The sequence below is a fragment of the Dorea phocaeensis genome, from assembly GCF_900240315.1.
Lineage (GTDB): Bacteria > Bacillota > Clostridia > Lachnospirales > Lachnospiraceae > Dorea_B > Dorea_B phocaeensis.
This window is the reverse complement of sequence record NZ_OEPZ01000002.1, coordinates 629,943-637,407: the sequence shown is the minus strand read 5'-3', so window position 1 is coordinate 637,407 and position 7,465 is coordinate 629,943. Positions and strand designations below refer to the sequence as shown.

Below are 7,465 nucleotides of genomic sequence, written 5' to 3'. Positions count from 1 at the left end.
GCCGCTCAGTCACAAAAGTCTTCATCCGAAGAATCAAACTTAAGCGCTTCGCTCGACTTGCATGTGTTAAGCACGCCGCCAGCGTTCATCCTGAGCCAGGATCAAACTCTCGTTAAAAATCTCTTCCCGCTTCAAGCAGGTTAAGTTCAAGTTCGTTCCAGGTCCAAGAAAACTACTAGCTTTCTTATCCCTTTTACTGTTTTAAGGTTGACATTTTAAAATGTCTGTTCTGAATAATTCTCTGAAAGAATTTTCAGGGTTGTTGTCTATTGTTTAATTATCAAGGTTCTTGTTTCGTCGCTGTCTCTCGCGAGTCAGCTTAGATATAATATCATGTACATTTCATATTGTCAATACCTTTTTTAAAGTTTTTTTAACTTTGTTTTTGATATTTCTTTTTCAATACTGTACACGTACTTGCGAATGATTTTTCATCACTCTTTGTCAGAAAAAATGTCTGGAACAACTTCTTCCAGACGTCATTACTGACTAACGGAGAAAGAGGGATTTGAACCCTCGCGCCGGTTACCCGACCTACACCCTTAGCAGGGGCGCCTCTTCAGCCTCTTGAGTATTTCTCCAGCAAGGGATATTGTACTAGAGTTTCCTTCCCTTGTCAATTCTTTTTTTAAGAAAGTTATAAGAAATATTTAAACGGTACATTCATGTATCACTTTTTCTATTCTTTTCTTCACTATTTCTGCGATTTCTGTTGTCTTCATATTCTGATATTCTTCATATAAAATCGGCTCCAGAAAATGAACCTGTACGGTTACCTGACTAATCGTATTGGTATCAAACGGTTTAAAAGAATCAATTAAAGCTACAGGAACTATCGGACATTTTGCACGTGTTGCTGCTTTAAAGCTTCCACCTTTAAATTCCTGTACTTCATTTCCATTTCTGGAACGGGTTCCTTCAGGGAAAATCAGATAATTCCGTCCATTTTTCACTTCATTTGCAACGGATAAAATCACCTGCATCCCCTGCCTAATATCATCTCTATCCAACATGTAAGCTTTCATACACGCGAAAACCTGCTTTAGGAACTGTATATTTGCAACTTCTTTTTTTGCCACAACAGAAAAAGGAGTTGGACAAGCATCTACAATTGCCAGCACATCATACATTCCCTGATGATTTGGAAAAAACATAAATCCATTTTCTTTTGGAATATTTTCAATTCCATGAACATCAATCTTTACATTTCCACCTTTATTTGCCCGACGAGTAATAAATTGAAGCATCTTATAATGTTCAGCTTCGGAATATTTATCCACATGGCTGGCATGATAACATAATTTTATCCACATAAAAGGAACGAGTATGATATTGCGAAATACCATCATTAATATTCGTTTCATATTTTCTTATACTCCTTTATTGCTGATTCATAAAGATAATTTCCCTCACAGTCTGCTACAACAATAACAGGAAAATCCTTAACTTCTAATTTTCGGATTGCCTCCGTTCCAAGATCCTCATAGGCAACTACTTCTGAAGAAAGAATGCATTTTGAAAGCAATGCTCCTGCTCCGCCCACTGCTGCCATATAAACACTTTTGTTCCTCACGATCGCATTTAATACCTCTTCACTTCTTTTTCCCTTCCCTATCATTGCAGATAATCCTAGATCTAGAAGCTTGGGAGTGTACTTGTCCATACGACTTGCCGTAGTTGGTCCTGCGGATCCAATCGGACGGCCATCTCTTGCCGGTGAAGGTCCCATATAATAAATGACCTGATTTTTTATATCTATAGGAATAGATTCATTTTTTTCCAATGTCTCCTCCATTCTCTTATGTGCAGCATCTCTTGCTGTATAAATGGTTCCTGTTATATATACATAATCCCCAGCTCGTAAACTTGATGCATCTTCTTTTGTAATTGGTGCTGATATATATCTCTCCATTCTTATACCTCCCTCACCACATGACGATTGACATGACAGCAAATATTAATTGCCACCGGAAGACCAGCGATATGTGTGGGATATGTATTTACATTTACCGCCAAAGCCGTTTCCGTCCCTCCAAGGCCACCTGGTCCAATTCCAAGAAGATTGATTTTTCTTAACATTTCTTCTTCTAAATCATGTACCCATGCAATTGGGGAATGCACTCCTATTTCACGAGTCAGCGCTTCCTTTGCCATAAGTGCACATTTTTCAAAAGTTCCTCCAATTCCGACACCTACCACCATCGGTGGACACGCATTTGGTCCTGCATCTTTGACCGCTGTTAAAATGGCATCTTTGACTCCCTCTATTCCTTCTGCTGGTTTCAACATAAAAACACGACTCATATTTTCACTGCCGAATCCTTTGGGAGCTACCGTTATTCTCACTCCGTCGCCTGGTACTATACGATAATGAATCACGGCAGGGGTATTGTCCTTTGTATTTTCACGAATGATTGGATCTCCTACCACTGATTTTCTTAAGAAACCTTCCTGATATCCCTGGCGTACCCCTTCATGAATGGAATCTTCCAAATCCCCGCCTTCAAAATGAACATCTTGACCAATGTCTAAAAATACCACAGCCATTCCTGTATCCTGACAAATTGGAATCATGTCTTCTTCAGCGATTCTAAGATTCTCTTTTAATTGATTTAAAATCTGCTTTCCAAGAGGCGACTCCTCTGAACTTATAGCTTGATCCATTGCGCATTTCATATCTTTTGAAAGATAATGATTGGCTTCTATACACATTTCTTTGATATTTTTTGTAATCTTATCCACATTTATTGTTCGCATACCTCATCCTCCTCTGGATAAGTATACCATCCGGGACGGAGTTTTTCTAGAAAAACCCCGTCCCGGATAAAAATAACCCTGTCCCAAAGGAAGTTATCCACAATTTCACCTTTAAAAATGATATGTTTTAAGCTAAAATATTAATATATGACAGGGTTATGACCACTTTGGGACACCCTGATTTTAATTTGGGACGGAGTTTTTTTCATTTGTACACGTCCCCAAGGAGGTTTTTATGAACACAAACATCAATATTGAAAACTTACGAAAAGACGCCGTGGATATTTTTCATCAGGGATTTGCCTGTTCAGAATCTGTAATTTACGCTATCCGCAAACATTTTGAATTGGATATTCCCGACGATGCCATTGCTATGAGCTCTGGTTTTCCATGGGGCCTTGGCGGAGGCGGATGTATCTGCGGAGCTCTTGCCGGCGGAACCATGTGTATTGGCTTTTTATATGGAAGAAGAGTACCGGGCGATCCGAAAATAAATCGATGCTTTGAATTAACGAAAGAACTACATGATTATTTTAGAGAAGCTTGTGGAGGTACCTGCTGCCGCGTCTTGACCAGAGGCATGGAACGCAATTCTCCTGAACGGAAAGCTCAGTGTACTCAATTCGTAAGTGATACCGTTACAAAAGTTGCAGAAATCATTATTCGAGAAACAAAAAAAGATCTGAAAGAAGTATAAAAATACAGGACGGATCTATTATTTATGAAAGAAAAGAATCATTTAAAACAGGTCAAAAAGATGAGTGGTAAAAGAAAAAAAGCTATTATGTTTCTTATCTTAGCCTTATTCCTGCTTCTCTTTCTTGCATTGATCATATTTTTTTATCAAGAACAGAAGCAAAAAGAAATTTCCAATTCACTGGTAGAGGAAATCCAAAAGGAAACTTCTGAAATTGAACATTCCGAACTTTCTGAAGCAGAGAAAACAGAAAAAAAGGTTCTGAAGCTTCTAAATGAAATGACACTGGAAGAAAAAATCGGCCAGCTTTTTTTCATTACTCCAGAAAAATTAACCGGAATTGGCGTTGCAATCCAAGCAGGCGACACAACGAAACAAATGCTTGAGCAATATCCAGTTGGAGGATTGATTTATTTTTCTCAAAATATTGAAACTCCAGATCAGATTACTTCGATGATCGAAAACAGCCAATCATACAGCCGGATTCCACTATTTATTGGGATCGATGAAGAAGGCGGAACACTGGTAGCAAGAATTGCAAATAATCCTAATTTTAACGTAGAAAAATTTCCTAATATGAAAGAAATAGGTGCAACCGGTGATCCTAATCAGGCCTTTTATGTCGGCTCAACGATTGGTTCCTATTTACATAGCTATGGATTTAATATAGATTTTGCCCCTGATGCAGATCTATTAACCAATCCGAATAATTCTGTAATCGGAGAGCGTTCTTTCGGAAGTGATCCTACACTTGTTGGCACAATGACCGCTCAGGCAGTAAAAGGATTTCAGCATGAAAATGTAAGCGCTGTAATCAAGCATTTTCCCGGACATGGAGATACAAAAGAAGACAGTCATACAGGAGCTGCTATTGTAACTAAGACTCTTGACGAACTTAGAATGACCGAATTTATTCCTTTTCAATCTGGAATCGAAGCTGGTGTAGACGGCGTCATGGTAGGGCATCTGCAGGTTCCACAGGTCACTGGAACTGATACTCCTGCCACTCTTTCACCTATCATTATTACGGACATCCTAAGAAATGAACTTGGTTTTCAAGGACTTGTAATTACAGATTCCCTATCCATGGGAGCAATTACTCAATATTATTCTTCTGATGAAGCGGCTGTTCTAGCACTTCAGGCAGGCACCGATATTCTTCTGATTCCGGAAGATTTTCCATTAGCTTATCAGGGAGTATTAAATGCTGTTTCCTCTGGAACACTTTCAGAAGAACGAATCGATGAATCTGTAAAACGAATTTTAACCGTAAAATATAATCGGGGAATTATTGAATAGGTAAGATAGAAGTCCCTTCATATAGGGACAGGGAAAAAATCATTTGGGACACCTTGATTTTCATTTGGGACACCTTGATTTTCATTTGGGACACCTTGATTTTCATTTGGGACGGAGTTTTTTTCATTTGTACACGTCCCCAACAAAAAACCGGGAACACTTTCTACCTTTGTTCCCGGTCTTTTTCTGACTTTTTATCCCTTTTTAGTTTTCCTCTGTCGTCTCCACTGGCTTTGTCACTTCTTCCGCCTCATCTTCATCGCCTTTTCGCACCTTCGCAATGCTGGCAACGCAATCTCCTTCTGCAAGGTTAATCAGCTTCACACCTGAGGTTACTCTTCCAAGCACAGAGATTCCTTCACATTTCATACGAATGATGATTCCTTCTTTATTAATTATCATTACTTCATCATCTTCATTAACGGCTTTCACGCCCACTACATTTCCGGTTTTCTCCATAATCTTGTAGCATTTCACGCCTTTTCCGCCACGATTCTGACTTGTAAATTCATCTTTTGAAGTTCTTTTTCCCATTCCCTTCTCAGACACGATCAGAAGATCCTTGCCCTGAGAATCTAGCTGCATTCCAATCACTTCATCCCGATCAGTCAGATTCATTCCTCGTACTCCCATGGATGTTCTTCCCGTTGCACGAACGTCTTTCTCATCAAAGCGAATACACTGTCCATACTTGGTTACCAGGAAAATATCCTGATTGTTGTCTGTATATTTCACTTCGATCAGCTCATCTTCTTCTCTTAGTGTAATAGCGGCAAGACCTGTCTTACGGACATTCGCATACTCTTTAATCGGAGTTTTTTTCACAAGACCTTTCTTGGTTGCCATGAAGAGGTATTCTCCATCCCTATACTCTTCAATCGGAATCACAGCACTGATCTTCTCTCCAGGCATCAGCTGCAGGAGATTGATAATTGCTGTTCCTCTCGATGTCCGACTTGCCTCCGGAATCTCATATCCCTTCAGTCTGTAGACACGACCGGTATTCGTAAAGAACATAATATAGTGATGCGTATGCGTCATAAATAGTTCTTCTACATAGTCTTCCTCTAAAGTCTGCATTCCTTTGATTCCTTTTCCGCCTCGATTTTGTGCTTTAAAGGTATCGTGGGACATCCTCTTAATATATCCAAGTTTGGTCATTGTGATCACTACATCTTCTCTTGGAATCAGATCTTCCATAGAAATGTCAAATTCATCAAATCCAATTGATGTTCTTCTCTCATCTCCATATTTATCACGAATCACAAGAATTTCTTCTTTGATCACGCCAAGAAGAAGCTTACGATCAGCAAGAATTGCTTTTAATTTGCCGATCAAAGTCATCAGCTCTTCGTATTCTTTCTCCAGTTTTTCTCGTTCCAGACCGGTCAGCGCTCTCAGACGCATGTCAACAATTGCCTGCGCCTGTACTTCCGTTAATCCAAATCGCTCCATCAATTCTGATTTTGCAATCTGAACCGTCTGAGAACCTCTGATAATCTTAATTACTTCATCGATATTATCAAGTGCAATCAGCAATCCCTGTAAAATATGTGCACGCTCTTCCGCCTTATTTAATTCATACTGCGTACGGCGAGTCACCACTTCTTCCTGATGCTTCAGATAATGATTCAGCATCTCCAGAAGATTCATGACTTTTGGCTCATTGTTGACCAATGCCAGCATAATCACACCAAAGGTATCCTGAAGCTGTGTATGTTTGTACAGCTGATTTAAGAGTACATTTGCATTTACATCCCTACGAAGTTCAATGACAATTCTCATTCCTTCACGGCTGGACTGATCGCTAAGATCTGTAATTCCATCGATCTTTTTATCCCTTACCATCTCGGCAATCTTCTCAATAAGACGGGCTTTATTTACCATATACGGAAGTTCCGTTACGATAATACGGCTCTTTCCATTCGGCATGGATTCAATATCTGTAATCGCACGCACGCGAATCTTTCCTCGTCCTGTACGATAAGCTTCTTCAATTCCTCTGGTTCCGAGAATCATACCACCTGTCGGGAAATCCGGCCCCTTCACGATATTTAAAATATCTTCAATTGTGGTTTCTCCCGTCTCTTCCACCTGATCATCAATGATCTTTACGACTGCATTGATAATTTCTCTTAAGTTATGAGGCGGAATATTGGTTGCCATACCAACGGCGATTCCAGAAGTTCCATTCACAAGAAGGTTCGGAAATCTTGCCGGAAGTACGGTAGGTTCTTTTTCTGTCTCATCAAAGTTTGGTGCGAAATCTACGGTATTTTTATTGATATCCGCAGTCAGTTCCATAGAAATCTTACTCAGTCTTGCCTCTGTGTATCGCATAGCTGCAGCGCCGTCGCCATCCACAGATCCAAAGTTTCCATGTCCATCAACAAGTGGATATCTTGTAGACCATTCCTGCGCCATATTAACCAATGCACCGTAGATAGAACTATCACCATGCGGGTGATATTTACCCATGGTATCACCGACAATACGGGCACATTTTCTATGCGGCTTATCCGGTCCATTGTTAAGTTCAATCATAGAATAGAGAATTCTTCTTTGAACCGGCTTTAAACCGTCTCTTACATCTGGAAGCGCTCTGGATGCAATAACGCTCATGGCATAGTCGATATAGGAGGTCTCCATTGTTTTCTTCAGATCCACTTCGTGGACTTTATCAAAAATATTTTCTTCCATTTTGTCTCCCTC

General features: G+C 39.8%; 6 protein-coding genes, 1 tRNA gene and 1 rRNA gene. 2 read left to right on the top strand and 6 right to left on the bottom strand.

What is annotated here, in order from left to right; translation table 11 throughout:
* The 5 genes from C0979_RS07045 to C0979_RS07025 all read right to left on the bottom strand — a co-directional run.
* Positions 1-117 (bottom strand): 16S ribosomal RNA (locus C0979_RS07045); the annotation flags it as partial.
* Between the two features lie 376 nt (positions 118-493).
* Positions 494-581 (bottom strand) — tRNA-Ser (locus C0979_RS07040).
* Between the two features lie 69 nt (positions 582-650).
* A complete protein-coding gene (locus tag C0979_RS07035; RefSeq protein WP_101695301.1) occupies positions 651-1,364 on the bottom strand; it encodes a lysophospholipid acyltransferase family protein in 714 nt (237 codons plus the stop codon).
* Entirely contained in the window at positions 1,361-1,912 is a 552-nt protein-coding gene (locus tag C0979_RS07030) for a Fe-S-containing hydro-lyase (RefSeq protein WP_101695300.1), read from the bottom strand. The genes C0979_RS07035 and C0979_RS07030 overlap by 4 nt, the downstream gene beginning before the upstream one ends.
* Positions 1,913-1,914: 2 nt before the next feature.
* Entirely contained in the window at positions 1,915-2,757 is an 843-nt protein-coding gene (locus C0979_RS07025) for a fumarate hydratase (protein ID WP_101695299.1), read from the bottom strand.
* 235 nt (positions 2,758-2,992) lie between these two features.
* Here C0979_RS07025 and C0979_RS07020 point away from each other — a divergent pair, with 235 nt between their 5' ends.
* Together C0979_RS07020 and C0979_RS07015 are read left to right on the top strand one after the other, a co-directional pair.
* Positions 2,993-3,454: a C-GCAxxG-C-C family (seleno)protein gene (locus tag C0979_RS07020; protein WP_101695298.1), complete on the top strand. Its 462-nt coding sequence runs from the start codon at positions 2,993-2,995 to the stop codon at positions 3,452-3,454.
* A gap of 24 nt (positions 3,455-3,478) precedes the next feature.
* A complete protein-coding gene (locus C0979_RS07015; protein WP_242962662.1) occupies positions 3,479-4,753 on the top strand; it encodes a glycoside hydrolase family 3 protein in 1,275 nt (424 codons plus the stop codon).
* Positions 4,754-4,957: 204 nt separating this feature from the next.
* On the opposite strand, the gene gyrA is transcribed toward C0979_RS07015, so the two are convergent.
* On the bottom strand, positions 4,958-7,453 hold the full coding sequence (gene gyrA / locus C0979_RS07010) for a DNA gyrase subunit A (protein ID WP_101695297.1): 2,496 nt from the start codon (positions 7,451-7,453) through the stop codon (positions 4,958-4,960).
* Positions 7,454-7,465: the final 12 nt, after the last annotated feature.